The organism is Geodermatophilus sp. URMC 63 (genome assembly GCF_053502565.1).
Genome location: NZ_CP199956.1, coordinates 678354 through 704766 on the forward strand (window position 1 = coordinate 678354; position 26413 = coordinate 704766).

Below are 26413 nucleotides of genomic sequence, written 5' to 3' on the forward strand. Positions count from 1 at the left end.
TCACCGCCCCCGGTAGTTCGGGGCCTCGACGGTCATCTGGATGTCGTGCGGGTGGCTCTCGGTCAGGCCCGCCGCGGTGATCCGCGTGAGCTGCCCGCGCTCCTGCAGGTCGGCCACGGTGGCCGCGCCCGCGTAGCCCATCGACGCCCGCAGGCCGCCGACCAGCTGGTGGGCCACGGTGGCCAGCGCGCCGCGGTAGGGCACCTGGCCCTCGATGCCCTCGGGGACGAGCTTGTCGTCGGAGAGGACGTCGTCGGCGAAGTAGCGGTCGCGGCTGTAGGACTGGTTGCCGCGCTTCTGCATCGCGCCCAGCGAGCCCATGCCGCGGTAGGTCTTGAACTGCTTGCCGTTCATGAACACCAGCTCGCCCGGGGCCTCCTCGACCCCGGCGAACAGCCCACCGATCATGACGGTGTCTGCACCGGCGACCAGCGCCTTGGCGATGTCGCCGGAGTACTGCAGGCCGCCGTCGGCGATCACCGGGACGCCGGCCGGCCTGCACGCGAGGCTCGCCTCGTAGACGGCGGTGATCTGCGGGACGCCGACGCCGGCGACCACCCGGGTGGTGCAGATCGAGCCCGGGCCCACGCCCACCTTGACCGCGTCGACGCCGGCGTCGACCAGCGCCTGGGCACCGGCGCGGGTGGCCACGTTGCCGCCGACCACCTGGACGCCGCCGTCGCCGCCGAAGTCGGCCCGCACGCGGGCGACCATGTCGAGCACCGCCCGCTGGTGGCCGTGCGCGGTGTCGACGACGAGCACGTCGACACCGGCGTCGACCAGCAGCCCGGCCCGCTTGTAGGCGTCCTCGCCCACGCCGAGCGCGGCGCCGACGACCAGCCGGCCGTCGACGTCCTTGGTCGAGTTCGGGTACTGGTCGCGCTTGACGAAGTCCTTGACCGTGATCAGGCCGCGCAGCCGCCCGGCGTCGTCGATGATCGGCAGCTTCTCGATCTTGCGCTGCGACAGCAGCTGCAGCGCGGTGTCGGGGTCGACGCCGACCGGCGCGGTGACCAGCGGCATCGGCGTCATGACGTCGCGCACGAGCCGGTTCTGGTCGGTCTCGAAGCGCATGTCGCGGTTGGTGACGATGCCGAGCAGCACGCCCTCGTCGTCGACCACCGGGGCCCCGGAGATGCGGTACCGGGCCGACAGCGCGTCGACCTCGGCGAGGGTGTTGTCCGGCGAGCAGGTGACCGGGTTGGTGACCATCCCGGCCTCGGAGCGCTTCACCAGGTCGACCTGGCCGGCCTGCTCCTCGGCGGCGAGGTTGCGGTGCAGGATGCCCACGCCCCCGATGCGGGCCATCGCGATGGCCATGCGGGCCTCGGTGACGGTGTCCATGGCGCTGGAGAGCAGCGGCACGGCCAGCCGGATGCCGCGGGTGAGCCGGCTGCTGGTGTCGACCTCGGCCGGGACGACGTCGGACTCACCGGGGACGAGCAGGACGTCGTCGTAGGTCAGGCCGAGCGGGGCGAACTTCGCCGGGAAGCTCGGGCCGGTGCTCATCGGGGCCGTGGTCGTCGGGCTGCATGGGATGCCGCCACCCTCTCCGTCGGGCGTGCCCCGGCCGGGCGCACGGGAACCCCCCGATCGTAGGCCGCCGCCGCACGCGGCCGGGACGCCGCCGACCGGCGCTGGGCGTGAGATCCGTCGGCGGGGGCGACTACCGTGGGCCCCCGGACGCGCGAGCCCGCGCGCCCTCCAGGAGCGACAGCGCCGCCGGCGCGTGGGAGGCACCGTGAGTCCCTTCGACGACTCCCCGGGGCCCGACTTCGGCTCCTCGCCGGCGGACCCGCCACCGCTGTCGATGGAGGAGCGGGCCGGCGTCCTCGACGACCTGGCCGAGCTCGAGGTCTTCCGCACCCTGCTCGAGCCCACCGGCATCAAGGGGATCGTGGTCGACTGCCCCGACTGCGACGAGGAGCACCACGTCGACTGGGCGCTGATGCAGGCCAACCTGCGCCAGCTGCTCGAGGAGGGCCAGACCGGCCGGCACGAGCCGCCGTTCGACCCCGACCCCGCCGACTACGTCAGCTGGGACTACGCCAGCGGCTACGCCGACGGGATCGCGGCGATGGCCGAGCGCGACGAGCCGACCGGCTCGCAGCGGGGTGGCCGGCACGCCCGCGACGACTGAAGAAGGACCTCCACCCCTCGCGGGCTCGGGACGGGCCCCTGCAGCGGGGCCACCGCCGCGGCCAGGGCCGTCCCGACCGGGAGCCTCCGGACCCGCGGCGGTCCGCCGTCGGTCCGCCTCGGCACCACGGCGCGAGAACGCGCTGAGGGCCCCCTCCCGGGATCGGGAGGGGGCCCTCAGCGCGTGGTCGTCCTGCTCAGGTCATCATGCCGCGGCGGAAGCCGGTGGCCACCGCCTCGGCGCGGTCCTTGGCGCCGAGCTTGCGGAACAGCCGGCGGGCGTGGGTCTTGATCGTGTCCTCGGACAGGTAGAGCTCGCGGCCGATCTGGGCGTTGCTCTTGCCCTGGCTCATCCCGGTGAGGACCTGCATCTCGCGCACGGACAGCGTGACCGGCGGCGCGGCCTCGCGGACCGTCGTGCTCACCGCCCGGGGCCCCGCGCCGCTGAGCGGCGTGGCCCAGTTGGGAGCCGGCGCCCCGACCGAGGCCAGCGGCACCGGCGCGGCCGGCTGCGGCGGACGGCCGTCGGCGCGCAGACCCACGCGGGACAGCCCCAGGCCCATCTCCAGGGCGCTGGCGTCCCACCGCAGGTACCCGCGGGCCCCGACGGCGACCGCGGCGCGCACCGTCTCGGCGTCGTCCGGCGCGCCGAGCAGCAGCACCGGGACACCGGGGTGGGCGCGCAGCACCTGGGTGGCCACGGTCAGGCCGGTGTCGACCGCCCGCTGCGTGCCCACCAGCAGCACGTCGGGCTGGCGGGTGGCCAGCCGCTGCACCAGCACGGCCGCGTCACCGACGACCTCCACGCGGCCCACGAAGGGCAGCGCCACGAGGCGGGCGGCGACGTCGTCGCGGACCCGGCGGCGCTCGTCGTACACCCACACGGTCGTGGCCCCGTGGCCGGGCCCACGCATCCTGTCGTCGATCACGCGTACTCCTCGTCTTCCCCCGGCCGTGCAGGGCGTTCGGGTCCTCGACCCGGGGAACGGCACGGCCTGCAGTCACCATGAGCGACCACCCGGACCGGCAACAGCCGTGCTCACCCTGCGGAGGGAGACGAGGACCGGCAAAATGTCGGATCCCGTTGTGTTTGGCGCCACTGGCCCTCGGGCACCGGCCCCCATGCAGCCGGACCGCCCCCTCCGGCTCGCATCGAGCCGAGGAGGACCCAGATGGCCGACATCCGCCGCCTGCCCACGCCCGTTGCCGAGGTCTGGGACTGGCAGCTCCACGGCGCCTGCCGTGGAGAGAGCACGGCCCTGTTCTTCCACCCCGACGGTGAGCGCGGCCCCGCCCGCGCCCGTCGGCAGGCCGCGGCCAAGGCCGTGTGCGGCAAGTGCCCGGTCGTCGAGGCCTGCCTCAAGCACGCGCTCAGCGTCCGAGAGCCCTACGGCGTGTGGGGCGGCATGAGCGAGGAGGAGCGGGCCCGGCTCATCGCCGCGGAGCCCGCCGCCGTCGCCGCCGGGGTCTGACGGCGGGCCCCGTCCCCCGGGGCCACCGCACGGACGACGAGAGGGCCGGTCCAGCAGTTGCTGGACCGGCCCTCTCGTGTCTGCGGGGGGAGCGTGCGACGGCGTCCTCCCCCACCGGAGCGCGTCCTCCCCCACGGTGGGCGGTGAGGGAGGACGCGCGGCGATCAGTGGAAGGACCTCCCCGCCCCCCGCCACTCGCACGCTCGCGGCGGGACCCTACGGGGAGGCCAGAAGTGCCCGGCGGTCTCTAGTGGGCGTGGCCGTGACCGTGCGAGTGGCCGTGGGTGTGGTGACCGGCCCCCGCGTGGTCCTCCTCCTCCGGCGCCTCGACGACGGCGGAGTCGGTGGTCAGCACCATCGCGGCGATCGACGTGGCGTTGCCCAGCGCGGCCTTGGTGACCTTGACCGGGTCGATGACGCCCTGGGCGGCCAGGTCGCCGTACTCGCCGGTGGCGGCGTTGAAGCCCTGCCCGACGCCGAGGTCGCGGACCTTGGCGACGACGACGCGGCCCTCGAAGCCGGCGTTGTCGGCGATGCGGACCAGCGGGGCCTCCAGTGCGCGCTGCACGGCGCGGGCGCCGGTCAGCTCGTCGCCTGCGAGGCCCAGCCCGTCGACCGCGGCGGCGGCGTGCACCAGCGCCGAGCCACCACCGGGGACGACGCCCTCCTCGACCGCCGCACGGGTGGCGGCGATGGCGTCCTCGATGCGGTGCTTGCGCTCCTTGAGCTCGACCTCGGTGGCCGCGCCGACGCGGATGACGCCGATGCCGCCGGCCAGCTTGGCCAGCCGCTCCTGCAGCTTCTCGCGGTCCCAGTCGGAGTCGGTCGACTCGATCTCGCGGCGGATCTGGGCGACCCGGTCGCCGATCGCCTCACCGGTGCCGCCGCCGTCGACGATCGTGGTGGTGTCCTTGTCGACCGTGACGCGCCGGGCGGTGCCGAGCACCTCGAGGCCGACCTGGTCGAGCTTGAGGCCGACGTCCTCGCTGACCACCTGGCCACCGGTGACGATCGCCAGGTCGGTCATGAACGCCTTGCGACGGTCGCCGAAGTAGGGCGACTTCACCGCGACGACCTTGATCGTCTTGCGGATGGAGTTGACGACGAGGGTGGACAGCGCCTCGCCCTCGACGTCCTCGGCGACGATCAGCAGCGGGCGGGCGCCGGTGCCGAGCACCTTCTCCAGCAGCGGCAGCAGGTCGGCCAGCGCGCCGATCTTGCCCTGCACCAGAAGCACGAGGGCGTCGTCGAGGACGGCCTCCATCGCCTCGGGGTCGGTGACGAAGTAGGGCGAGAGGTAGCCCTTGTCGAACTGCACGCCCTCGGTGACGTCGAGGTCGGTGGAGAGGGTGTTGCTCTCCTCGACGGTGATGACGCCGTCCTTGCCGACCTTCTCCATCGCCTGGCCGATCAGCTCGCCGACCTCGGCGTCCTGCGCGGAGATGGTGGCGACGCCGGCGATGGCCTGCTGGTCGTCGACGGGGATGGCGACCCCGTCGAGGGCGGCGGAGACCGCGTCGACGGCGGCGCGCATGCCGCGGCCGAGCGCCATGGGGTTGGCGCCGGCGGCGACGTTGCGCATGCCCTCCTTGACCAGCGCCTGGGCCAGCACGGTCGCGGTGGTGGTGCCGTCACCGGCGACGTCGTTGGTCTTGGTGGCGACGTTCTTGGCCAGCTGGGCGCCGAGGTTCTCGTAGGGGTCCTCGAGCTCGACCTCGCGGGCGATGGTGACGCCGTCGTTGGTGATGGTCGGGGCGCCGAACTTCTTGTCGAGGACGACGTTGCGGCCGCGCGGGCCGAGGGTCACCTTGACCGCGTCGGCGAGCTTGTCCACGCCGCGCTCGAGCGCCCGGCGGGCGTCCTCGTTGAACTTGATGATCTTGGCCATGGGGCCCTTCCGATCAGGGGACGGGGTGGGACGACGACCGCCCCGGGACCCGGTCTGTCGGGTCGCCGGGGCGGACGTGACGTGCTGGAACGGCCCCGTCGCAGGGGCCCGCTCGCGAGCGTGCGAGCGAGTGGGGGGCGACGGGGTCCTTTACTTCTCGACGACGGCGAGCAGGTCGCGGGCGGAGAGCACCAGGTACTCCTCGCCGGCGTACTTGACCTCGGTGCCGCCGTACTTCGAGTAGATGACGACGTCGCCGACGTTGACGTCGAGCGGGACGCGGTTGCCGTTGTCGTCGATGCGGCCGGGGCCCACGGCGATGACCGTGCCCTCCTGCGGCTTCTCCTTGGCGGTGTCCGGGATGACCAGGCCGGAGGCGGTGGTGGTCTCGGCCTCGTTGGCCTGGACCACGACGCGGTCCTCGAGCGGCTTGATGGTGACCTTGGTAGCGGTCGTCACGAGGTGACGCCCCCTTCGGGATCGGACGGCTGGGTGGCTTGCACGTTGTGGCACGAGGCCTGGGCCTGCCGTCGCGGGGGTCAGGCGCCGACCTGTGTCGATTGGCACTCTACCCACGAGAGTGCCAGCCCCTCAACCGGGTCCACCACCCGGGCGACCGGGCCCTGCGGGAGGCTGGCGCGGTGCCCGAGGAGAGCCCCGTCGCCCTGCTGCGGACCGCCGAGGGGACGGCGGCCACCGCCCGCGCCGCGGCCCTGCTCGCCGAGGGCGCCGACGTGCTGGCCGGCGTGGCCCGGCTGCGCGCGGAGGTCGGCCCGGAGCTGGCCGGCCCGGCGTGGGAGCTGGCGCGGCTGCGGGCGCGGGCGCGGCCGGTGTTCGGCGCCGACGCCGATCGGTTGTTCCTCACCGCCGACACCCTCGAGCAGGCCGGCCGCCCGGAGCTCGCCGCCCGCCGCGCCGCCCGGCTGCTCGCCGATGGCACCGACTCCGCCGCCGACCTGGGCTGCGCCGCCGGCACCGACACCGTGGCCCTGGCGCGGGCCGGTGCGCGGGTGCTCGCGGTCGACCGCGACCCGGTGGCCCGGGAGCTGACCGCCGCCAACGCGGCCGCCCTGGGTGTCGACGACGACGTCTGGGTGGTCGCCGGGGACGTCGTCGAGCTGGTGGACGCCGCCCGCGGTGGCGAGGTGGCCGGGTGCGGCGCCGCCGTCCTCGACCCCGCCCGGCGGGCCGGTGGGCGCCGGCAGCTCGACCCCGACCGGTGGTCACCGCCCTGGTCGACGGTGGCCGCCCTGCTCGACCGGGTGCCGCGCGCGGTGGTCAAGGTGGCACCCGGTCTCGACCACGAGCGGGTGCCGACGGGCGTGGAGGCCGAGTGGGTGTCGGTGCGCGGCTCGATCGTCGAGGCGCTGCTGTGGGGCACCGGCATCGCGGCGGTGTGGCGGCGGGCGACCGTCGTCCGCGGCGACGAAGTGCACGAGCTCACCGCCGACGCCGACCCCGGTCCCGCCGACGCCGGGCCGGTGCGGGGCTGGCTGCACGAGCCCGACCCCGCCGTCATCCGGTCGGGGCTGGTGTCGCCGGTGGCCGCGGAGCTGGGCGCCACGCTGGTCGACCCGACGATCGCCTACCTGACCTCCGGGGCGGCTGCGGACTCCCCCTGGGTCACCTCCCACCGCGTCGACGAGGTGCTGCCGTTCGGCCTCAAGCGGCTGCGGGCGCTGTTGCGGTCACGCGGCGTCGGGCGGGTGGTGGTGAAGAAGCGCGGGTCGGCGATCGAGCCGGAGACCCTCGCCCGGCAGCTGCGCGGCCCGGGCCCGCGGACGGCGACCGTCGTCGTCACCCGGGTCGCGGGCGCCCCCACCGCCCTCGTCTGCGACGTCAGCGGGTGACGACGTCGACCGGCAGCGAGCTGTCCGCGCCCAGGTCCGGCGCCGACGGAGCGACGCCGGCGGCGACCAGCCGGGAGCCGAGCGCGGCCACCATCGCGCCGTTGTCCGTGCACAGCCTCGGGCTGGGCACCCGCAGCACGATCCCGGCCGCGGCACAGCGCTCCTCGGCCAGCGCCCGCAGCCGCGAGTTGGCCGCCACTCCCCCGCCGAGCACCAGGTGGTCGACGCCGTGCTCGCGGCAGGCGCGCACCGCCTTGGCGGTCAGCACGTCGGCCACCGCCTCCTGGAACGACGCCGCGACGTCGGCCACCGGCACCGGCTCCCCGGCCCTCCGGCGGGCCTCGACCCAGCGGGCGACGGCGGTCTTCAACCCGGAGAACGAGAAGTCGAGGGGCGCGTCGTGGGGGCCGGTCAGCCCGCGCGGGAAGTCGATCGCGGCCGGGTCGCCCTCGCGGGCGGCGCGGTCGATCGGCGGACCGCCTGGGAACGGCATGCCCAGCACGCGGGCCACCTTGTCGAACGCCTCGCCGGCGGCGTCGTCGATCGTCCGCCCCAGCGGGGTGACCTCCCGGGCCAGGTCGGGCACCAGCAGCAGCGAGCTGTGCCCGCCGGAGACCAGCAGCGCCAGGGACGGCTCGGTCAGCCGGCCGTGCTGCAGCTCGTCGACGGCGACGTGTGCGGCCAGGTGGTTGACGCCGTACAGCGGCTTGTCCAGCGCCAGCGCGTAGGCCTTGGCCGCGGCCAGCCCGACCAGCAGCGCGCCGGTCAGCCCCGGGCCGGCGGTGACGGCGACGGCGTCCACGTCGGACGCCGCCACCCCGGCCTCGGCGAGCGCCCGGTGCACGGTCGGCACCATGGCCTCCAGGTGGGCCCGGGAGGCGATCTCCGGGACGACGCCGCCGAAGCGCTCGTGCTCCGCCATCGAGGTGGCCAGCGCGTCGGCGAGCAGCGTGTGCCCGCGGACGACGCCGACCCCGGTCTCGTCGCACGAGGTCTCGAACCCCAGCACCAGCGGCTCGGTCATCGCAGCTCCTCCCGCCTCATCACGACCGCGTCGGTGTTGCTCGGCTGGTAGTAGCGCGGCCGGCGGCCGATCTCGGTGAACCCCCGCCGCCGGTAGAGGCCCTGCGCCAGCTCGTTGTCGGCGCGGACCTCCAGCAGCACGACCGGGCTGCGCCGGTCGGCCTCGGCCAGCAGCGCGTCGAGCAGCAGCGCGCCGATCCCCTCGCCCTGCCGGGCCCGGGCGACGCCGATGGTGGCCACGTGCGCCTCGTCGTCGTAGGCGATCAGCCCGGCGTACCCGACGACGGCGCCCTCGTCCTCGGCCACCAGGTAGTGCCGGGTGTCGGTGCGGGCGAGCTCGTCGCGGTACATCGCGCGGGTCCAGGTGTCGGGCGCGAAGAGCTCCTCCTCCAGCGCCATCACGGCGTCGAGGTCGGCCAGCCGCATCGGCCGCAGCCGCACCGTCACGACGTGGTCACCGGCTTGAAGGACGTCGGCGGGACGGCGTCGGGCCGGCGCAGGTACAGCGGCACCAGCGGGCCGGCCGGCGACGGGTCGTCGAGCAGGGGCGCCGCCGCGCGCAGCAGACCCGCCGTCGTCACCTCGGCCGGGGTGACCTCCGCGCCCAGCCGCCCGGCGAAGCGCGGGTCGCCGACCAGCGGGCCGGCGAGTCCGGCCTCCTCGGGGCGGGCGACGCCGGGGCCGCCGACCCGCGTGCCGGCGGCGTCGTAGGCGGCCCAGTAGACCTCCTTGCGGCGGGCGTCGGTGACCACGGTCCGCGCCCCCTCGCCGATCGCGTCGAGCGTGCAGACACCGACCGCCGGGACGCCGCGGGCGTCGGCGAGCGCCGCGGCGGTGACCACGCCGACGCGCAGCCCGGTGAAGGGCCCGGGTCCGAGGCCGGCGACGACGGCGTCGACGTCCGCGAGCGCCACCCCGGCCTCGGCCAGCGCCTCGCGCACCGCGGGCACCAGCAGCTCGGCGTGCCGGTTGCCCGAGGGCACCGCGCGCTCCGCGAGCACCTCGGCGTCCCCTCCGGCGGAGCGGCGGGCGACGCCGGCGACCAGCGTGGGGGTCGCGGTGTCGAGGGCGAGGACGAGCACGAGAGGCCAGGCTAGTCCGCCGGCGCGCCCGCCCGGGTCACCCGCTCGACCAGGCCGGCGTAGGACGGGTGCGCCAGCGCCAGTCCGCGCACCCCGGTCGCGGACACCCAGCGCAGCTCGTCGTGCTCGTCGAACTGCCGGTTGCGCGGCTCGCCGTCCCACGCGCGGACGGCGTACACCGCGAGGTCCAGGTCGCCCTCGGCCACCCGCAGCACCGGCTCGGCGTCCACCCCGGTCGCCTCGACGCCGATCTCCTCGCGCAGCTCGCGCAGCAGGGCGGCGCGCTCGTCCTCCCCCGGCTCGACGTGCCCGCCGATGACGTCCCACACGTCGGGGTACCAGTGGCGGGCCGGCGACCGGTGGCCCAGCAGGACCCGGTCGCCCCGGACCAGCACCCCCGCGACGACGCGGTGGACGGTCACCCGGTCAGCCGCCGTTCCCAGCCGGGGCCGTGCGGCACGAGGACGGCGGTGCGGACGTCGTCCTCGCGCCGGTCCAGCCGCACCTCGAGGTGCTCGTCGGCGAGCTGCTCGACCAGCCCGGACCCCCACTCGACGACGGTGACCGACTCCTCCGTCGAGGCGTCGAGGTCCAGGTCGTCGACGTCGGCGACCCCGCCCAGCCGGTAGGCGTCGACGTGCACCAGCGGCACCCGCCCGCCGCGGTGCACGCGGGCGATGACGAAGGTCGGCGAGGTGACCGGCTCGGTCACCCCGAGGGCGGCACCGAGGCCCTGGGTGAGCGCGGTCTTGCCCGCACCCAGCGGGCCGGTGAGCACGAGCAGGTCACCGGGCGCGACGACCGCGGCCAGCGCGGCGCCCAGGGCCCGGGTGTCCTCGGGCGCGGGCAGGACGTGTTCCCGCCTCACGACAGGCTCGCCGCCACCGCGGTGAGGTCCGCCAGCAACCCGGCGCGCGGCGCCCCGGCCGGGCCGAACCGGATGGCCGCCGAGGGGTGGTAGGTGGCCCAGACGGCGCGGCCGCCGACGTCGTGCGGCCGGCCGCGGGCCTCGGCGAGCACCGTCCTCGGCCCGAGGAACCACTTGGCCGACGAGAGCCCCAGGGCGACGACCACCGGCGGGTCGAGCAGCTCGAGCTGACGGCGCAGCCAGCCGCTGCAGCGGGCCACCTCCGGTGTCCTCGGCGTCCGGTTGCCCGGCGGCCGGCACTTCACGATGTTCAGGACGGCGGCCTCGGCGCGGTCCAGCCCGGCCTCGGCAAGCAGCTGGTCGAGCAGCTGCCCCGACTTCCCGACGAAGGGCCGGCCGGTCTCGTCCTCGTTCGCGCCCGGCGCCTCGCCGATCAGCGCGAAGCGGGCCCGGCCGCGCACCGGCGGGTCGCCGACGACGACGTGCTGCCGGGTGGCGGCCAGCTCGGGACAGGCGACGCAGGGGGTGGCGGCCGCGGCCAGGGCCGGCCAGTCGGCGGCCGCGGCGGCGGTGCGGGCGACCTCCTCCGCCTCCTCCCGGGTCGCGGCGTCGATCCGGGGCGGACGGGGAGCGGCCACGCGCCGACCCTACGGCGGCCGCCTCGGCAGGACCTCGGGCCTTCCGTCGGCGGCCACGTCGTGTCACCGTGCCCTCACCACCCCGCGCCCGAGGGAGACGCCATGTCGCAGCCGGACGTGTACGACGTCGCCACGCTCGCCGGCGGCCCGCACCGGGTGGTCGACACCGCTCTCGTCGCGCTCGCCTCGACCGGACGGGTCCGCGCGGTCGCGCCGGGCGAGCTGCAGGTGGTCGACCCGCGCCGCCGCCACCCCGTGGAGGCCGCCGTCCTCGATGCCGTCGGCGCCCGCGGTCGGCGCTCGGTGGACACCGTGCACTGGCGGGCGCTGGGCGACGAGCGGGTCACCGCCATCGGGCGGCGGCTGCACGACGCGGGCCTGCTCGGCCGGGTCCTCGGCCCGACCGCGGCCGGCCGCCGGCTGCTGCGCGAGCTGCGCGCCGCCGTCGGCCCCGGCGACCTCGTCCGCCGGGTGGCGCTGGACGGGCGGGAGCAGGTGACCGACCCCGCCCTGCACGCCGCGGTGTTCGAGCCGCCGCGCCACCCCGTGCTCCCCGGGGGCGGGACCGCGCCGTGGGAGCTGTCCTTCGCCGACGGCTGGCAGGTCGCCCACCGGACGCGGGACACCCTCGTCGCCCGCGGCCACGGGTCCCGGGGCTGAGCGTCAGTCCCGCGGCCGGCCGGCGGTCTCGGCGGCCACCCGGCGGATCAGCCGCGACAGGGCCGCGGTGACCTCCTCGGGCTTCTCCAGCGGCACGAGGTGACCGGCGTCCGGCACGACCACCAGCTCCGCGTCGGGCAGGTGCTCCACGAGCAGCTCGCTGTGCGCCATGGGGATCATCCGGTCCCGGTCGCCGGTGAGGACGAGGACGGGCACCCGCGCCAGCGGCGCGAGCGCGCCGGTCTCGTCCAGGCCGGCCAGCGCCGGGTAGAACTCCGCGATCACGTCGACCGGCGTGCCGGCGATCATCGCGTCGACGTAGCGGCCCAGCCGCGGGTCGACGTCGGTGGAGGCGAACGACAGCGCGCGGGTGGCGGCCGAGACGACGTCGGCGGCCAGCCGGCGGGTGCGCTCGGCGAAGACCGGCCGGTGGCGCATCGTGTAGGCCGCGATCGGCAGCACGGCGGTCCGCACCCGCGTCAGGAACTCCGGCAGCCCGAAGTCGAGGTCGGCGAGGTTGCCGCTCGACGTCGACACCAGCGCGACCCCGACCACCTCCGGGCCGAACAGCTCCGGGTGGACGTCGGCCAGGCCCATGACCGTCATGCCGCCCATGGAGTGCCCGACCAGCACGACCGGCCCCGAGGGCACCCGCGTCTCCAGCACGGCGGCCAGGTCACGGGCCAGCTGCTCGATGGTCGAGTGCTCGGCCGGCCCGCGCGAGGAGGAGCCGTGCCCCCGCTGGTCGTAGAAGACCAGCCGGACGTCGGGGCGGTGGCCGTTGGCGGTGGCCAGCGCCGCGGCCAGGGACCGCCGCTGGTAGGTCCAGGAGGCCATCGACAGCGAGTAGCCGTGCACGAAGACGACGGTCAGCGGCGCGTCGAGCGGGCCGATCTCCTCCACCGCCAGCAGCACGCCGTCGTCGGCCTGCACCAGCGCCGTGCGGTCGGCCCGCCGGGACGCCGGCCCGAGCGGGTCGTCCTCGCGCAGGTCGGCGTCGCTGGCGCCCTCGGGCAGGGCGCCGGCCGGGGTGAGCCGGTCGGCCCGCACCCGCCGCGTGGCGATGCGCGCGACGGTGACGCCGACCGCCGCCGTCGCCGCCGCGAGGCCGATCACGGTGCCGGCGACGCCGGCCACCGGGTGGCGCGACAGCGCGCCGGCGACCGCCGACCGGGCCGGGTGCGCCGGCTTCCCGGGCGACGCGGACCTCTGCGCCCGTGCCATCAGACCGCCCCCGCGGTCCCGACGTGGCGGCGGGTGAAGCGCCCGCCGACCCGCGTGACCAGCTCGTAGTGGATGGTGTCGACCGCGTCGGCCCACTGCTGCGCGGTGGGCTCGCCGCGGTCCCCGGGCCCCCAGAGCACGACCTCGTCGCCGGGCCGCACCTCCGCGTCGCCGACGTCGAGCACGAACTGGTCCATGCACACGCGCCCGGCGATCCTCCGCTGGGCGCCACCGGCCAGCACCGGCGCGCGGTTGCCCGCGGCCCGCGGCACGCCGTCGGCGTAGCCGACCGGCACCAGCAGCAGGGTGGTCTCGCGCTCGGGTGAGTAGGTGTGGCCGTAGGAGACGCCGACGCCGGCCGGCACCCGCTTGGTCAGCGCCGCCGTGGCGCGCACGGTCATCGCCGGCCGCAGCCCGTGGGCCGCGGGGTCGCCGCCCAGCGGGTCCAGGCCGTAGAGGGCGATGCCGGGGCGGACCATGTCGTACCAGGTCTCCGGCAGGGCGACGGTCGCCGCGGAGTTGGCCAGGTGCAGCCGGGCGTCGGTCAGCCCCGCCGCCCGGGCGATGGCCACGGCCTCCTCGAACACGCGCACCTGCGCACCGATCGTGGGGTGGGTCGGGGCGTCGGCGTAGGCCATGTGGCTCCACAGCCCGACGACGGTGACGTCGCCGTCGGCCGCGGCCCGCGCGGCGGCGGCGACCAGGCCGGGCCAGTCGCTGCCGGTGGCGCCCTCGCGGGACAGCCCGGTGTCGGCGCACAGGTGCAGCCGGGCGGGGCGACCGGTGGCGCGGGCCGCCGCGACCACCTCGGCCAGTCCCCACTCGGCGTTGACCGACACCTCGACGTCGGCGGTGAGCGCGGCGGCGTGGTCGGTGCCAGGAGCGTGCAGCCAGGCGAGCACCGGGGCGGTGACACCCGCCGCCCGCAGCGCCAGCGCCTCCTCGAGGACGGCGACGCCGAGCGCGTCGGCTCCCCCGGCCAGCGCCGCCCGGGCGGCGGGCACCAGGCCGTGCCCGTAGCCGTCGGCCTTGACCACCGCCATCAGCGGCCGGCCGACCCGCTCGCGCAGTGCGGCGGTGTTGGCCGCGATCGCGTCGAGGTCGACGACCACCTCGGCCCGGGTTGCTCGCTCGCTCACGCCCCCGAGTCTCGCAGGCGGCCCTCACGCACCCGGCCCACCGTCTCGGGGAGTCGCCGCACCAGGTCCCCGGCGATGAGCGGCCCGCGCTCGCCGGCCAGCTGCCCGGCGCGGCCGTGCAGGTGGGCGGCGGCCGCGGCGGTCTCCGCGGCGGGCGTGCCGGTGGCCAGCAGCGCGCCGAGGATCCCCGACAGCACGTCGCCGGTGCCCGCGGTGGCCAGCGCTGAGGTGCCGGTGGCGTTGACGTACGCCGTCCCGTCGGGCGCGGCGACGACGGTGGCGTCGCCCTTGAGCAGCACGACGGCGCCGAGGTCGGCGGCCAGCCGGCGGGCGCTGCCGATCCGGTCGGCGCCCACCGGGACGCCGAAGCGCTCGAACTCGCGGTCGTGCGGGGTGAGCACCGTGGGCGCGCTCCGCCCCCGCACCAGGTCCGGCTCGCGGGCGGCGATCGTCAGCGCGTCGGCGTCGACGACCACCGGCAGGTCGGTGGCCAGCACCTCGGCGAGCACGCTGCGGGCGGCGTCGTCGGTGCCCATCCCGGGGCCGGCCACCCAGGCCTGCACGCGGCCGGCGTCGGCGGGCCGGCCGTCGGTGACGATCGCCTCGGGCCAGGCCGCGCGGACGCCGTCGGCGGCCGTGCCGGCGTAGCGGACCAGCCCGGCCCGGGTGCGCAGCGCCGCGCCCGTGCACAGCACCGCGGCACCCGGGTAGACCGACGAGCCGGCGACGACGCCGACCACCCCGCGGGAGTACTTGTCGTCGCCCGGCTCCGGGGGCTGCAGGTGCGCGGCGACGTCGGCGTCGGTGAGCTGGTGCGCCCGCGGCCGGGTGAGGTGCGGGCCGAGGCCGATGTCGACCAGGTGGACGGTGCCGGCGCACCCGCGGCCCTCGCCGACGACCAGTCCGGGCTTGACCGCGCCGAAGGTGACCGTGTGCAGGGCGGCGAACGCCTCCCCCTGGACCGCACCGGTGTCGGCGTCGACCCCGCTGGGGACGTCGACGGCGACGGTCAGCCCCGGACCGGTGGCCGCCCGCCGGGCCAGCGCGGCCGCGGCCGGTCGCAGGCCACCGCGGCCGCCGATGCCGACGATGCCGTCGAGCACCAGGTCGGCGCGGTCGAGCCCGTCGGGGTCCCCGGTGCCGCTCACCCGGCCGCCGGCGCGCCGGAGCGCGGCCAGCCCGGCGGGGTGCGCCCGGTCCGGGTCGAGCAGGACGGCGGTCACCCGGGCGCCCCGGGCCGCCAGGGAGGCGCCGGCGAACAGCGCGTCGCCGCCGTTGTTGCCGCCGCCCACCAGCGCGGTGACGCGGGAGCCGTGGGCCCGGCCGAGCAGCCGCAGGCAGATCGTGGCCAGGCCGGTGGCCGCCCGCTGCATGAGCGCGCCCTCGCGGGTGCGGGCCAGCAGCACGTCCTCGGCGGCGTGGACCTCGGCCACGGTGGACAGGCCGATCACCGGTCCTGCCGCCCCTGCGCGAGGCCGCCCTCGGCGACGACCACGGCGGAGGCGATCCCGCCGTCGTGGCTGAGGGAGAGGTGCCACGTGCTGATCCCCAGCGCCGCGGCCCGCTCGGCGACGGTGCCGCGCACGTCGAGGTGGGGCCGGCCGCGGTCACCGACGACGACCTCGGCGTCGTGCCAGCGCAGCGAGGCCGGTGCACCCAGCGCCTTGGCCAGGGCCTCCTTGGCGGCGAACCGCGCGGCCAGCGACTCCGGCGTGCGGTTCCCCCCCGAGGGGGTCCGCTGCTCGGCCTCGGTGAACAACCGGTCGCGCAGACCCGGGGTGCGGACCAGTGACTCGGCGAACCGGGCCACGGGGACCACGTCGATCCCCACCCCGATGATCACCCGCCCAGTCTGCCGTGTGGGTGCGCCGTCCGCCGTCCCGGGACGTCCTCCCTCACCGCAGCGCGTCCTCCCTCCCCGTGGGCGGTCGGGGAGGACGCGCCACGATCAGGTTCCCTGATCGTGGCGCGCCCCCACCCGGGCCTACTCGACGGTGACGCTCTTGGCCAGGTTGCGCGGCTGGTCGACGTCGTACCCGCGGGCGGCGGCGATCTCGCAGGCCAGCACCTGCAGCGGCACGGTGGTGACCACCGGCGCGAGCAGGGTCGGCGTGCGCGGCACCCGGATCAGGTGGTCGGCGTAGGGGACGACGTCCTCGTCGCCCTCCTCGGCTATCACGATGGTGCGCGCCCCGCGGGCCCGGACCTCCTGGATGTTGGAGACCACCTTGCCGTGCACCGACTCCCGCGACCGCGGCGACGGGACGACGACCACCACGGGCGTGCCCTGGTCGATCAGCGCGATCGGCCCGTGCTTGAGCTCACCGGCGGCGAACCCCTCGGCGTGGATGTAGGCGAGCTCCTTGAGCTTCAGCGCGCCCTCCAGGGCCACCGGGAACCCGACGTGCCGGCCGAGGAAGAGGATCGTGTCGGCGTCGGCGAGGGAGCGGCCCAGCTCGCGGACGGGCTCCATCCGGTCGAGCACGCTGCTCACCGCGTCGGGCAGCCCGCGGATGTCCTCGACGATCGCGCCCACCTCGTCGGCGTACTTGATGCCGCGGATCTGGGCGAGGAAGAGGCCGACCAGGTAGCAGGCGACGATCTGGGCGAGGAACGCCTTGGTCGAGGCGACGGCGATCTCCGGCCCGGCGTGGGTGTAGAGGACGGCGTCGGACTCCCGCGGGATGGTCGAGCCGTTGACGTTGCAGATGGCCAGGGTGCGGGCCTTCTGGTCGCGCGCGTGGCGCAGCGCCATGAGGGTGTCCATCGTCTCGCCGGACTGGCTGATGACGACGACCAGCGTGGAGCGGTCGAGCACCGGGTCGCGGTAGCGGAACTCGCTGGCCACCTCGACCTCGACCGGGATGCGGGTCCAGTGCTCGATGGCGTACTTGGCGATCAGGCCGGCGTGGTAGCTCGTGCCGCAGGAGACGACGAAGACCTTGTCGACGTCGCGCAGCTCCTGGTCGGACAGCCGCACCTCGTCGAGGACGAGCTCGCCCTCGTCGCCGAGGCGGCCCAGCAGGGTGTCGGCGACCGCCTGCGGCTGCTCGGCGATCTCCTTGAGCATGAACCAGTCGTGGCCGCCCTTCTCGGCGGCGGCGGCGTCCCAGTCGACGGTGTAGGCGACCGGTTCGACGACGGTGCCGTGGAAGTCGGTGACCGTGAGCCCGCGGCTGCGGTCGATCTCGACGACCTGGTCCTGGCCGAGCTCACGGGCCTCGCGGGTGTGCGAGATGAACGCCGCGACGTCGGAGCCGAGGAAGTACTCGCCGTCGCCGACGCCGACCACGAGGGGGCTGTTGCGCCGGGAGGCCACGAGGGTGTCGGGCTCGTCGGCGTGCGCGGCGACGAGGGTGAAGGCGCCCTCCAGCCGGCGGCTGACCGCCCGCAGCGCCCCGGCCAGCCGGTCGGGACCCGCCGGCAGCTCGTCGTAGGCGCGGGCCAGCAGGTGCGCGGCGACCTCGGTGTCGGTGTCGGAGAGGAACTCGACGCCGGCGTCCTCGCACTCGGCGCGCAGCGCGGCGAAGTTCTCGATGATCCCGTTGTGGATCACCGCGACCCGCCCGTCCGCGGACAGGTGTGGGTGGGCGTTGCGGTCGGTCGGCCCGCCGTGCGTGGCCCACCGCGTGTGCCCGATCCCCAGCGTCGCCGCCGGCAGCGGCTGGTCGGCCAGCACCTTCTCCAGGTTGGCCAGCTTGCCGGCCTTCTTGGCCGCGCTCAGCTCACCCGACCCCGGTCCGTCGACCCGGACCGCCACACCCGCGGAGTCGTACCCGCGGTACTCCAGTCGGCGCAGACCCTCCAGGACGACGTCCAGAGCGTTCTGCGGACCGACGTAACCCACGATGCCGCACATCTGTCCGAGGTTACCGGCAGTGGCGGACCGCTCCGTCCTGCCCGGGCCGTGTCACCGCCGTCCGGCACCGTGACCCCCAGCCGTCCCAGCCGTCCCACGGCGACGCGTCCCCGGGCCGGCTCCTCCGCAGGGTCCCTCCGCTGAGCCTGCGAGGCGTGGGGGCAGAGGGGTCCTCCCTCAGTCGACGGCGGCGACGACGGCGGCCAGGCGCTGGGCGATCTCGTCGGCCTGCTCCTGCGTGGGCGCCTCGACCATCACGCGCACCAGCTGCTCGGTGCCCGAGGGGCGCAGCAGCACGCGGCCGTGGTCGCCGAGCTCCTCCTCCACGGCGTTGACCGCGCCGGCCACCGCGTCGCTCTCGACGACGGCGATCCGGTCGCGCACCGGGACGTTGACCAGTGTCTGGGGCAGCCGCTGCACCACCGAGGCCAGCTCGGCCAGCGACGCGCCGGTGCCGCTCATGCGGGAGAGCAGCGACAGGCCGGTGAGCAGGCCGTCGCCGGTAGTGGCGTGGTCGAGGAAGACCAGGTGGCCGCTCTGCTCGCCGCCCAGGCTCAGCCCGCGGGCGCGCAGCGCCTCGAGCACGTAGCGGTCGCCGACGGCGGTGGTGTGCACCGCGATGCCGGCGTCGCGCATCGTGTGGTGGAAGCCGAGGTTGCTCATCACCGTGGCGACGACGGTGTCCTGGGCGAGCTCGCCGCGCTCCTTGAGGCCGAGCGCGCACACCGCGAGGATCGCGTCGCCGTCGACGACCTCGCCGTCGGCGGTCACCGCCAGGCAGCGGTCGGCGTCGCCGTCGTGGGCGATGCCGAGGTCGGCGCCCAGGCTGCGCACGGCCTCGGTGAGCGGCCCCAGGTGGGTGGAGCCGATCCCGTCGTTGATGTTCCAGCCGTCGGGCTCGCCGCCGATGACGGTGACGTCGGCGCCGGCACGGCGGTACACGTCGGGCGCGCAGGCGGCCGCCGACCCGTGCGCGCAGTCGACGACCAGGCGCAGCCCCGAGACGGGGGCCGGCAGCGTCGCGAGCAGGTGCGCGGCGTAGTCCTCGGCGCCGCCGGCGAGGTCGCGGACCCGGCCGACGCCGTCCCCGGTGGGGCGCACGCCGGCGCCGTCGCCGGCGAGGACGGTCCGCTCGATGGCGGCCTCGACCGCGTCGGGCAGCTTGTGCCCGCCGCGGCTGAACAGCTTGATGCCGTTGTCGGGCATCGGGTTGTGGCTCGCCGAGATCATGACGCCGAGATCGGCGCCGCTGGAGGCGGTGAGGAAGGCGACGGCGGGGGTGGGCAGCACGCCCACGCGGAGGACCTCGGCGCCCGCGCTGGCCAGACCCGCCACGACGGCGGCCTCGAGCATCTCCCCGCTGGCGCGGGGGTCCCGGCCGACGACCGCGACGGGACGCGTGGTCCCGTCGCGGTCGGCGAGCACACCGGCGGCCGCGCGGGCCACCGAGAGAGCCAACTCCGGCGTGAGGTCGGCGTTGGCCCGACCCCGGACGCCGTCGGTCCCGAAGAGGCGACCCACGGCCGTACCGGTCAGCGCTTCGAGTACTGAGGCGCCTTGCGGGCCTTCTTCAGGCCGTACTTCTTGCGCTCCTTGACCCGCGCGTCGCGGGTGAGGAAGCCGGCCTTCTTCAGGGCGGGGCGGTCGTCGGCCTCGACCTCGATGAGGGCGCGGGCGATGGCCAGGCGCAGCGCGCCGGCCTGGCCGGTGACGCCGCCGCCCTTGAGGAGGCCGACGACGTCGTACTGCTCGGCCTTCTCGAGGGTGACGAACGGCTCGCGGATGAGCTGCTGGTGCACCTTGTTCGGGAAGTACTGCTCGAGGGTCCGGCCGTTGAGGCGGAACTGGCCGGTGCCCGGCACGAGCCGCACGCGGACGACGGCCTCCTTGCGCCGGCCGACGGTCTGGACGGGACGCCCCTCGGCGTCGGTCACGGTCATGGGCGTGGTCACTGGGCCACCTGCTTGATCTCGAAGGTCTGGGGCTGCTGGGCGGCGTGCGGGTGCTCCGGCCCCGCGTACACCTTCAGCTTCTTGATCATCTGCCGGCCGAGGCTGTTGTGCGGCAGCATGCCCTTGACGGCGCGCTCCACCACCCGGTCGGGGTGGGTGCGCAGCTGGTCGCCGACGTTGATCGCCCTCAGGCCGCCCGGGTAGCCCGAGTGCCGGTAGGCGGTCTTCTGGTCGCGCTTGGAGCCGGTGAGGGCGATCTTGCCGGCGTTCACGACGACGACGAAGTCGCCGGCGTCCAGGTGGGGCGCGAACTGGGGCTTGTGCTTGCCGCGCAGCAGGGTCGCGACCTGGCTGGCGAGTCGACCGAGCACCACGTCGGTGGCGTCGATGACGTGCCACGCCCGGGTGATCTCGCCGGGCTTGGGTGAGTACGTGCGCACGGCGCTCGTGTCCTCCGTCGTCGTCGGGGCGGCTGGTGGGATCGCCTCACCGAGCACGGGAGGCGGAACGGCGCGCGCGCACCAGCCGGCGGCTGCGCACCAGCCGACGACGATACCAGCCGGTCAGCAGCGGCCCGGCAGGCGGCGACCGGCGCAGCGACGCCGTGCACCCGGCCCGCGTCGCCGCCACGGGCGGCGGGCCGGGTGCGGCGTCGGGGCAGCTCAGGCGCCCGGCGCCGGCTCCACCTGGTGCAGCCGGCCGGTGGTGACGTCGTAGACGGTGCCGCAGACGTCCTTGGACAGCAGGAACGGGCTCTCCTGCAGCAGCCGGATGGACTCGCGCACGTCGTCGTCGGCGTCGGTGAAGGCACGCGCCGGCCACGGTGGGCGGACACCGGTGGCCTGCTCGACGAGGTCGGCGAAGGAGGCGTCGTCGGTCTTCTGCAGCCCGCAGTCGGTGTGGTGCACCAGCACGATCTCCCGGGTGCCCAGCAGGTGCTGGGAGATCGTCAGCGAGCGGATGGTGTCGTCGGTGATGACGCCCCCCGCGTTGCGGATGACGTGCGCGTCCCCGACGTCGAGACCCAGCAGCGGGAACAGCGGCATGCGCGAGTCCATGCACGCGACGACGGCGACCTTCCGCTTCGGCGCCACCGGCAACTCGCCGCGGAAGTCCCGCGCCCACTCCTCGTTGGCGGCCAGCATCCGCTCGTACTCGGCCACGCGTGGCTCCTCTCGCGCTCGGGGGCATAGGAGGCTCTCCGCACGTCTGCCGACGTGCGGACGTGGGGAGAGCTTCCTATGCCCGCGACCCGGGGGCGACCCGCACGGTGCTGCGACCCGGGCGGCCGCGGCCGGTCGCTGCCGCATCCGCCAGGATGGCCGGGTGCGCACGGTCGAGGAACACCAGGCGGCGGTGGCCGCCCTGCTCGCGCCGCTCGGCGAGGAGGAGGTGCCCCTCGTCGCGGCACACGGGCGCGTCCTGGCACGTGACGTGTCCTCGACGGTGCCGCTGCCGGGCTTCGACAACTCCGCGATGGACGGCTACGCGGCCCGCTCCGCCGAGCTGACCGGGCTGCCGGTGCGGCTCCCGGTCGCCGACGACGTCCCCGCGGGCCGCACCGACGTCGTCCCGCTCGTCCCGGGCACGGTGCAGCGGATCATGACCGGCGCGCTGCTGCCGCCGGGCACCGACGTCGTCGTCCCGGTGGAGCTCACCGACGCCGCCACCGACGTGGTCGAGATCCGCGACGCGCCCGCTCCCGGCACCCACCTGCGCCACGCCGGGGAGGACATCGCCGCGGGCACCGTCGCGCTGACCGCCGGCAGCCCGCTGGGCGCCGCGCAGCTCGGACTGGCCGCGGCGGTCGGCGTCCGCACGCTGTGGGTGCGCCGCCGCCCGCGGGTGCTGGTGCTCTCCACCGGCAGCGAGCTGGTCGAGCCGGGCGAGCCGCTGCTGCCCGGGCAGGTGTACGAGTCCAACTCGCTGCTGCTGTGCGCCGCGGTCGAGGACGCCGGCGGCGGAGCCCGGCGGCTGCACTTCGTGCCCGACGACGTCGACCAGTTCCTCACCACGGTGCGCAGCGAGCTGGCCGACGCCGATCTGCTGGTCACGAGCGGCGGGGTGAGCGCCGGCGCCTACGAGGTGGTCAAGGACGCCTTCCGGACGCTAGGCACCGTCGAGTTCGGCAAGGTCGCCATGCAGCCCGGCGGCCCGCAGGGGGCCGGCACGGTCGACGGCGTCCCGGTGGTGACCCTGCCCGGCAACCCCGTGAGCTCGTTCGTGTCCTTCGAGGTGTTCGTCCGGCCGGCGCTGCGGCGGGCGCTGGGCCACGCGGCGCCCGACCGGCTGCGCGCCCCCGCGGTGCTCACCGCGCCGCTGCGCTCCCCCGCCGGCCGCCGGCAGTTCCTGCGCGGCCGCTACGACGCCGGGCGGGTGTCGCAGGTCGGCGGGCCCGGCTCCCACCTGGTCGCCCACCTCGCCCGCGCCAACTGCCTGGTCGTCGTGCCCGAGGACGTCACCGAGCTGCCCGCCGGCGCCACGGTCGACGTCGTCCTGATCGAGGGAGCCCTCCAGTGAGCGATCGCCTCACCCACGTCGACGAGACGGGCGCGGCCCGGATGGTCGACGTCTCCGCCAAGCCCGTCACCGCCCGCGAGGCCACCGCCGCCGGGCGGGTGCTGGTCAGCCCCGAGGTGGTCGCGCTGCTGCGCGGCCGGGGCGTGCCCAAGGGCGACGCGGTCGCCGTCGCTCGGATCGCCGGCATCGCCGGGGCCAAGCGGACGCCGGACCTGGTGCCGCTGTGCCACCCGATCGCGTTGCACGGGGTCACCGTCGACGTCGAGGTCACCGACGACGCCGTGGAGATCACCGCGACGGCGCGCACCGCCGACCGCACCGGCGTGGAGATGGAGGCGCTGACCTCGGTCGCCGTCGCGGGGCTGACCGTCATCGACATGGTCAAGGCCGTCGACCCGCGGGCGTCGGTCACTGACGTGCGGCTGCTGGCCAAGTCCGGCGGCAAGAGCGGGGAGTGGCGGCGGTGAGCGAACTGCCCCCGGACGCGCGGGCGGTCGTCGTCACCGCGTCCAACCGCGCCTCGGCCGGCGTCTACGAGGACCGCAGCGGGCAGGCGCTGGCCGAGGGGCTGCGCGCGCTGGGGTTCGCCGTCGAGGGGCCGCACGTGCGCCCGGACGACGTCGAGACGCTGGCCGCGGTGATCCGCGAGGCGGTGGCATCAGGCGCGGACGTCGTCCTCACCACCGGCGGCACCGGGCTGTCCCCCACCGACGTCACGCCCGAGGCCACCCGCGCCGTCGTCGAGCGGGAGGCGCCGGGCATCGCCGACGCCGTCCGCCGGGCCGGGGAGGAGCAGGTGCCGACGTCGGTGCTCTCCCGCGGGATCGCCGGCACCGCGGGGCGGACCCTGGTCGTCAACCTGCCGGGGTCGACCGGCGGGGTGCGGGACGGCCTCGCCGTCCTCGGCCCGCTGCTCCCCCACGTGGTGTCCCAGCTCCGCGGCGGCGACCATGCCTGACGTCGGCCTACCGGCCTCCACCGCGGCCACGTGCCGTCCCGGCCTGCGCTGAGCCCCCTCCGGCGACCCGCCGGGGACCCTCCGGGCCCGCCGACGGGCCACCGCCTCGCGGGGCGGCTCCGGTCGAGGGCACGGCGGCCTCAGTCGAGGAGGATGCGTTCCTGGCGGGTGTAGACGTTGCAGCCGTCGCCGCGCAGGAAACCGACCAGGGTGATGCCGACGTCGGCGGCCAGCTCCACCGCCAGCGACGAGGGCGCCGACACCGCCGCCAGCACCGGGATGCCGGCCATCGCCGCCTTCTGGGTCAGCTCGAAGCTGGCCCGCCCGCTCACCACGAGCACGTGCCCGGACAAAGGCACCCGGCCCTCGCGCACCGCATCACCGATGACCTTGTCCACCGCGTTGTGCCGGCCGACGTCCTCGCGCAGCACCACGAGCTCGCCGTCGGCGGTGAACAGCCCGGCCGCGTGCAGCCCACCGGTGCGGTCGAACACCTCCTGCTCCGCGCGCAGCCGGTCGGGCAGCGCCAGCAGGGTGGCCAGCTCCAGCCGGGTGGCGTCGGCGGCGACGTCGTGCCGCGTGCGCGTGCGGATCGCGTCGATGCTGGCCTTGCCGCACACCCCGCACGAGCTCGAGGTCAGGAAGTTGCGGTCCAGCGCGGTGTCGGGCGGGTCGACGCCGGGCGCCAGGTCGACGTCGACGACGTTGTAGGTGTTGCGGCCCTGGTCGTCGACGGAGTTGCAGTAGCGCAGGCCGGCGACGTCCTCGATGCCCGTGATGACGCCCTCGGTGGCCAGGAAGCCGTGCACCAGGTCGAAGTCCGCGCCGGGGGTGCGCATGGTGACCGCCAGCGGCGACCCGCCCAGGCGGATCTCCAGGGGTTCCTCCGCGGCCACGGTGTCGGGCCGGGTGGTGCGCAGGGGACCCCGGATGCGCAGGACCGGGGTGCGGCTGGTGACTCGTCCCACGGGGGGCGACGGTACCCACGCCCGGCCCCTACGGTCGCCTCGTGACCCCGGCCGCCCCGCTCCCGCCCTACGCGGCGGTGGTGCTCGCCGGCGGCCGCGCGGCGCGCCTGGGCGGGCGCGCCAAGCCCCAGCTGGAGGTGGGCGGCCGGACCCTGCTCGCCGCCGTGCTCGCGGCCGTCCCCGACGCCGAGCCGCGCGTGGTCGTCGGCCCGCCGCAGCCGGTGCCCGCAGGCGTCGCCGTCGTCCGCGAGCAGCCCCCCGGTGGCGGCCCGGTCGCCGCACTGCGCGCCGGCCTGGCCGCCGTCGACACCGACGTGGTCGCCGTCCTCGCCGGCGACCTGCCGTTCGTGCCCCCGGAGCTGGTCCGCGACCTGCGCGGGCGGCTGGTCGACGACGGCGTGCTCGTCGTCGATGACACCGGCCGCGACCAGCTGCTGCTCGGGCTCTGGCGGGCCGCGGCCCTGCGGAGGGCGCTGGGTGCCACCGGCGGGCCCACCTCGGTCCGCCGGCTCGTCGCGCCCCTGTCGGTGACCCGCTGGCACCCGCCCCGCGAGCCGGGGCGGCCACCGCCGTGGACCGACTGCGACACCCCGGCCGACCTCGCCCGCGCCCGCGCCGCCGCCGGGGAGCCCGACCGGGGGTGACCGGGCCGGCCGGCGGGTAGGCACCGGCCATGCGCGTCGCCATCGCCGGTGCCCACGGACAGGTCGCCCGCCGCCTCGGCCGGCTGCTGGCCGGGCGCGGCGACACCGTCCTCGGCATCGTCCGCAACCCCGACCACGCCGCCGACCTCGAGGCCGACGGCGTCACGCCCATCGTGCTCGACCTGGAGTCCGCGTCGGTCGACGAGGTGGCCGACGCCGTCCGGGGCGCCGACGCCGTCGTCTTCGCGGCCGGCGCCGGCCCGGGCAGCGGCGGGGCCCGCAAGCACACCGTCGACCGGGGCGCCGCGGTGCTGCTCGCCGACGCCGCCGAGCGGGCCGGCGTCCGCCCGTACCTGCTGGTGTCCTCGATGGGCGTCGAGCAGGCCCGGCAGGGGACGCCGCGGGGCATGGACCCGGTGTTCGCCGTCTACCTGCAGGCCAAGCTGGCCGCCGAGGACACGATCCTGCCCCGCCCCGCCCTCGACACGGTGATCCTGCGGCCCGGCCGGCTCACCGACGACCCCGGCACCGGGCAGGTCACGCTCAGGCACGGCGTCGAGTACGGCGAGGTCCCCCGGGACGACGTCGCCGCGGTCCTCCTCGCCCTGCTCGACGCGGGCAAGACCGACGAGGTCGTCGAGCTGGTGAGCGGCCCCACGCCCATCGCCGAGGCGGTCGCCGCCCTGCCGTGAGCGGCGCTCAGGCCCGCCGGGCCCGGGTGACCAGCGCGCGGGCGGCGAGGTCGGCGTCGGCCGGGTAGTCGACCCGCACCAGCGTCAGCCCGCCGGGTGGGGCGACGCCGACGTCCCCGGCGCGCTCGGCGCGGCCGAGCAGGCCGGCCGGCCACTCCGGTGGCCGCCGCCCCTCCCCCACCGCGAGCAGCGCGCCGACGAGGCTGCGCACCATCGAGTGGCAGAAGGCGTCGGCCGACGCGGAGACGGTCACCAGGTCGTCCTCGCGGGCCACCACGAGCGCGAGCAGCGTCCGGATGGTGGTGGCGCCCTCCCGGCGGCGGCAGAAGGCGGCGAAGTCGTGCTCCCCGGGCAGGAGGCGTGCCGCGCGGCCCATGGCCGCGGCGTCGAGCCGGCGCGGCCAGCCGACGGTGTCGGCGCGGCGCAGCGGCGGCGGTCCGCCGTCGGCGTCGCTGAGCCGGTAGACGTAGTGCCGGGCCAGCGCGCCGAACCGGGCGTCGAAGTCCGGCGGCGCCTCGTCCACCGCGGGGACGGCGACGTCGGGCGGCAGGACGCCGCGCAGCCGCCGGACCAGCCGCCCGCGCTGCTCCTCCCAGACGGCGCGGGGGACGTCGGCGTGCGCCACCTGCCCGGTGGCGTGCACGCCGGCGTCGGTGCGCCCGGCGACGGTCAGCTCGACCGGGCAGCGCAGCACCCGCGCCAGCGCCTCCTCGAGCTCGCCCTGCACCGTGCGGCGGGCCGGCTGGCGAGCCCACCCGGACAGCGCCGTGCCGTCGTAGGCGACCTGCAGCCGGAGACGCACGAGCCCGCCCCCGGGGTCGGGGGCGGGCTCGTCGT

General features: G+C 76.3%; 30 protein-coding genes. 9 read left to right on the forward strand and 21 right to left on the reverse strand.

All coding sequences use genetic code 11. The features are described 5' to 3' along the window. The gene (gene guaB / locus ACWIZO_RS03215; RefSeq protein WP_448641109.1) at window positions 1-1509 is read right to left on the reverse strand and encodes an IMP dehydrogenase; all 1509 of its coding nucleotides are present in this window, start codon (window positions 1507-1509) and stop codon (window positions 1-3) included. Window positions 1510-1741: 232 nt separating this feature from the next. On the opposite strand from guaB, the gene ACWIZO_RS03220 reads away from it, so the two are divergent. Next, the gene (locus ACWIZO_RS03220; protein ID WP_446757338.1) at window positions 1742-2140 is read left to right on the forward strand and encodes a DUF5319 family protein; all 399 of its coding nucleotides are present in this window, start codon (window positions 1742-1744) and stop codon (window positions 2138-2140) included. Window positions 2141-2336: 196 nt separating this feature from the next. On the opposite strand, the gene ACWIZO_RS03225 is transcribed toward ACWIZO_RS03220, so the two are convergent. After that, window positions 2337-3068: a LuxR C-terminal-related transcriptional regulator gene (locus ACWIZO_RS03225; protein WP_448641110.1), complete on the reverse strand. Its 732-nt coding sequence runs from the start codon at window positions 3066-3068 to the stop codon at window positions 2337-2339. Window positions 3069-3311: 243 nt separating this feature from the next. Between ACWIZO_RS03225 and ACWIZO_RS03230 the strand changes: the two genes are divergently transcribed. After that, complete coding sequence (locus ACWIZO_RS03230; RefSeq protein ID WP_075013352.1) at window positions 3312-3611, forward strand: WhiB family transcriptional regulator; 300 nt, start codon at window positions 3312-3314, stop codon at window positions 3609-3611. Window positions 3612-3858: 247 nt separating this feature from the next. Here the strand turns inward: ACWIZO_RS03230 and groL are convergent, their stop codons facing one another. Together groL and groES are read right to left on the reverse strand one after the other, a co-directional pair. Beyond that, window positions 3859-5499: a chaperonin GroEL gene (gene groL / locus ACWIZO_RS03235; RefSeq protein ID WP_448641111.1), complete on the reverse strand. Its 1641-nt coding sequence runs from the start codon at window positions 5497-5499 to the stop codon at window positions 3859-3861. 150 nt (window positions 5500-5649) lie between these two features. After that, a complete protein-coding gene (groES, locus tag ACWIZO_RS03240; protein WP_089402145.1) occupies window positions 5650-5958 on the reverse strand; it encodes a co-chaperone GroES in 309 nt (102 codons plus the stop codon). A gap of 182 nt (window positions 5959-6140) precedes the next feature. On the opposite strand from groES, the gene ACWIZO_RS03245 reads away from it, so the two are divergent. After that, entirely contained in the window at window positions 6141-7349 is a 1209-nt protein-coding gene (locus ACWIZO_RS03245) for a THUMP-like domain-containing protein (protein ID WP_448641112.1), read from the forward strand. Here ACWIZO_RS03245 and tsaD read toward each other — a convergent pair. From tsaD to ACWIZO_RS03275, 6 genes are read right to left on the reverse strand one after another with little or no spacing between them, the layout of a single operon-like run. Further along, window positions 7339-8373, reverse strand: coding sequence for a tRNA (adenosine(37)-N6)-threonylcarbamoyltransferase complex transferase subunit TsaD (gene tsaD / locus ACWIZO_RS03250; protein ID WP_448641113.1), 1035 nt, complete (start codon window positions 8371-8373; stop codon window positions 7339-7341). The genes ACWIZO_RS03245 and tsaD overlap by 11 nt on opposite strands. After that, the gene (gene rimI, locus ACWIZO_RS03255; protein ID WP_448641114.1) at window positions 8370-8819 is read right to left on the reverse strand and encodes a ribosomal protein S18-alanine N-acetyltransferase; all 450 of its coding nucleotides are present in this window, start codon (window positions 8817-8819) and stop codon (window positions 8370-8372) included. The genes tsaD and rimI overlap by 4 nt, the downstream gene beginning before the upstream one ends. Beyond that, the gene (tsaB, locus tag ACWIZO_RS03260) at window positions 8816-9454 is read right to left on the reverse strand and encodes a tRNA (adenosine(37)-N6)-threonylcarbamoyltransferase complex dimerization subunit type 1 TsaB (protein ID WP_448641115.1); all 639 of its coding nucleotides are present in this window, start codon (window positions 9452-9454) and stop codon (window positions 8816-8818) included. Before tsaB ends, rimI begins: the two co-directional genes overlap by 4 nt. 11 nt (window positions 9455-9465) lie before the next feature. Next, window positions 9466-9876 (reverse strand): NUDIX domain-containing protein, encoded by a 411-nt coding sequence (locus tag ACWIZO_RS03265; protein WP_448641116.1) that lies wholly within the window; start codon window positions 9874-9876, stop codon window positions 9466-9468. Next, entirely contained in the window at window positions 9873-10322 is a 450-nt protein-coding gene (tsaE, locus tag ACWIZO_RS03270; protein ID WP_448641117.1) for a tRNA (adenosine(37)-N6)-threonylcarbamoyltransferase complex ATPase subunit type 1 TsaE, read from the reverse strand. Before tsaE ends, ACWIZO_RS03265 begins: the two co-directional genes overlap by 4 nt. Then, window positions 10319-10960 (reverse strand): uracil-DNA glycosylase, encoded by a 642-nt coding sequence (locus ACWIZO_RS03275; protein ID WP_448641118.1) that lies wholly within the window; start codon window positions 10958-10960, stop codon window positions 10319-10321. The genes tsaE and ACWIZO_RS03275 overlap by 4 nt, the downstream gene beginning before the upstream one ends. A gap of 60 nt (window positions 10961-11020) precedes the next feature. Between ACWIZO_RS03275 and ACWIZO_RS03280 the strand changes: the two genes are divergently transcribed. Continuing rightward, complete coding sequence (locus ACWIZO_RS03280; RefSeq protein WP_448641119.1) at window positions 11021-11620, forward strand: TIGR04222 domain-containing membrane protein; 600 nt, start codon at window positions 11021-11023, stop codon at window positions 11618-11620. Between the two features lie 3 nt (window positions 11621-11623). On the opposite strand, the gene ACWIZO_RS03285 is transcribed toward ACWIZO_RS03280, so the two are convergent. The 9 genes from ACWIZO_RS03285 to ACWIZO_RS03325 form a co-directional block, all read right to left on the reverse strand. Then, window positions 11624-12844 (reverse strand): alpha/beta fold hydrolase, encoded by a 1221-nt coding sequence (locus tag ACWIZO_RS03285; protein ID WP_448641120.1) that lies wholly within the window; start codon window positions 12842-12844, stop codon window positions 11624-11626. Continuing rightward, window positions 12844-13983 carry an alanine racemase gene (gene alr, locus ACWIZO_RS03290; RefSeq protein WP_448641121.1) on the reverse strand — a complete coding sequence of 380 codons (1140 nt, stop codon included), beginning with the start codon at window positions 13981-13983 and terminating at the stop codon, window positions 12844-12846. The genes ACWIZO_RS03285 and alr overlap by 1 nt, the downstream gene beginning before the upstream one ends. Further along, window positions 13980-15434 (reverse strand): NAD(P)H-hydrate dehydratase, encoded by a 1455-nt coding sequence (locus ACWIZO_RS03295; RefSeq protein WP_448641122.1) that lies wholly within the window; start codon window positions 15432-15434, stop codon window positions 13980-13982. The genes alr and ACWIZO_RS03295 overlap by 4 nt, the downstream gene beginning before the upstream one ends. Next, window positions 15431-15826, reverse strand: a complete 396-nt coding sequence (locus ACWIZO_RS03300) for a holo-ACP synthase (protein ID WP_448641123.1) — start codon at window positions 15824-15826, stop codon at window positions 15431-15433. The genes ACWIZO_RS03295 and ACWIZO_RS03300 overlap by 4 nt, the downstream gene beginning before the upstream one ends. Before the next feature lie 141 nt (window positions 15827-15967). Further along, complete coding sequence (gene glmS / locus ACWIZO_RS03305) at window positions 15968-17842, reverse strand: glutamine--fructose-6-phosphate transaminase (isomerizing) (protein ID WP_448641124.1); 1875 nt, start codon at window positions 17840-17842, stop codon at window positions 15968-15970. Between the two features lie 177 nt (window positions 17843-18019). Beyond that, window positions 18020-19363 carry a phosphoglucosamine mutase gene (glmM, locus tag ACWIZO_RS03310; protein ID WP_448641125.1) on the reverse strand — a complete coding sequence of 448 codons (1344 nt, stop codon included), beginning with the start codon at window positions 19361-19363 and terminating at the stop codon, window positions 18020-18022. 11 nt (window positions 19364-19374) lie between these two features. Beyond that, window positions 19375-19794: a 30S ribosomal protein S9 gene (gene rpsI / locus ACWIZO_RS03315; RefSeq protein ID WP_448641126.1), complete on the reverse strand. Its 420-nt coding sequence runs from the start codon at window positions 19792-19794 to the stop codon at window positions 19375-19377. Then, window positions 19791-20234 carry a 50S ribosomal protein L13 gene (gene rplM, locus ACWIZO_RS03320; RefSeq protein WP_446757356.1) on the reverse strand — a complete coding sequence of 148 codons (444 nt, stop codon included), beginning with the start codon at window positions 20232-20234 and terminating at the stop codon, window positions 19791-19793. Before rplM ends, rpsI begins: the two co-directional genes overlap by 4 nt. Before the next feature lie 222 nt (window positions 20235-20456). Next, window positions 20457-20957, reverse strand: a complete 501-nt coding sequence (locus ACWIZO_RS03325; protein ID WP_448641127.1) for a beta-class carbonic anhydrase — start codon at window positions 20955-20957, stop codon at window positions 20457-20459. A gap of 163 nt (window positions 20958-21120) precedes the next feature. Here ACWIZO_RS03325 and moeA point away from each other — a divergent pair, with 163 nt between their 5' ends. From moeA to ACWIZO_RS03340, 3 genes are read left to right on the forward strand one after another with little or no spacing between them, the layout of a single operon-like run. Next, entirely contained in the window at window positions 21121-22314 is a 1194-nt protein-coding gene (moeA, locus tag ACWIZO_RS03330; RefSeq protein WP_448641128.1) for a molybdopterin molybdotransferase MoeA, read from the forward strand. Beyond that, entirely contained in the window at window positions 22311-22781 is a 471-nt protein-coding gene (gene moaC, locus ACWIZO_RS03335; protein WP_448641129.1) for a cyclic pyranopterin monophosphate synthase MoaC, read from the forward strand. The genes moeA and moaC overlap by 4 nt, the downstream gene beginning before the upstream one ends. Beyond that, complete coding sequence (locus tag ACWIZO_RS03340; RefSeq protein ID WP_448641130.1) at window positions 22778-23272, forward strand: MogA/MoaB family molybdenum cofactor biosynthesis protein; 495 nt, start codon at window positions 22778-22780, stop codon at window positions 23270-23272. Before moaC ends, ACWIZO_RS03340 begins: the two co-directional genes overlap by 4 nt. A gap of 140 nt (window positions 23273-23412) precedes the next feature. On the opposite strand, the gene fdhD is transcribed toward ACWIZO_RS03340, so the two are convergent. Then, the gene (gene fdhD / locus ACWIZO_RS03345) at window positions 23413-24240 is read right to left on the reverse strand and encodes a formate dehydrogenase accessory sulfurtransferase FdhD (RefSeq protein WP_448641131.1); all 828 of its coding nucleotides are present in this window, start codon (window positions 24238-24240) and stop codon (window positions 23413-23415) included. A 41-nt stretch (window positions 24241-24281) separates the two neighbouring features. Here fdhD and mobA point away from each other — a divergent pair, with 41 nt between their 5' ends. Together mobA and ACWIZO_RS03355 are read left to right on the forward strand one after the other, a co-directional pair. Further along, window positions 24282-24884: a molybdenum cofactor guanylyltransferase gene (gene mobA / locus ACWIZO_RS03350; protein WP_448641132.1), complete on the forward strand. Its 603-nt coding sequence runs from the start codon at window positions 24282-24284 to the stop codon at window positions 24882-24884. Between the two features lie 29 nt (window positions 24885-24913). Further along, the gene (locus ACWIZO_RS03355; protein WP_448641133.1) at window positions 24914-25576 is read left to right on the forward strand and encodes an NAD(P)-binding oxidoreductase; all 663 of its coding nucleotides are present in this window, start codon (window positions 24914-24916) and stop codon (window positions 25574-25576) included. A gap of 7 nt (window positions 25577-25583) precedes the next feature. On the opposite strand, the gene truA is transcribed toward ACWIZO_RS03355, so the two are convergent. After that, window positions 25584-26378: a tRNA pseudouridine(38-40) synthase TruA gene (gene truA, locus ACWIZO_RS03360; protein ID WP_448641134.1), complete on the reverse strand. Its 795-nt coding sequence runs from the start codon at window positions 26376-26378 to the stop codon at window positions 25584-25586. Window positions 26379-26413 lie beyond the last annotated feature (35 nt).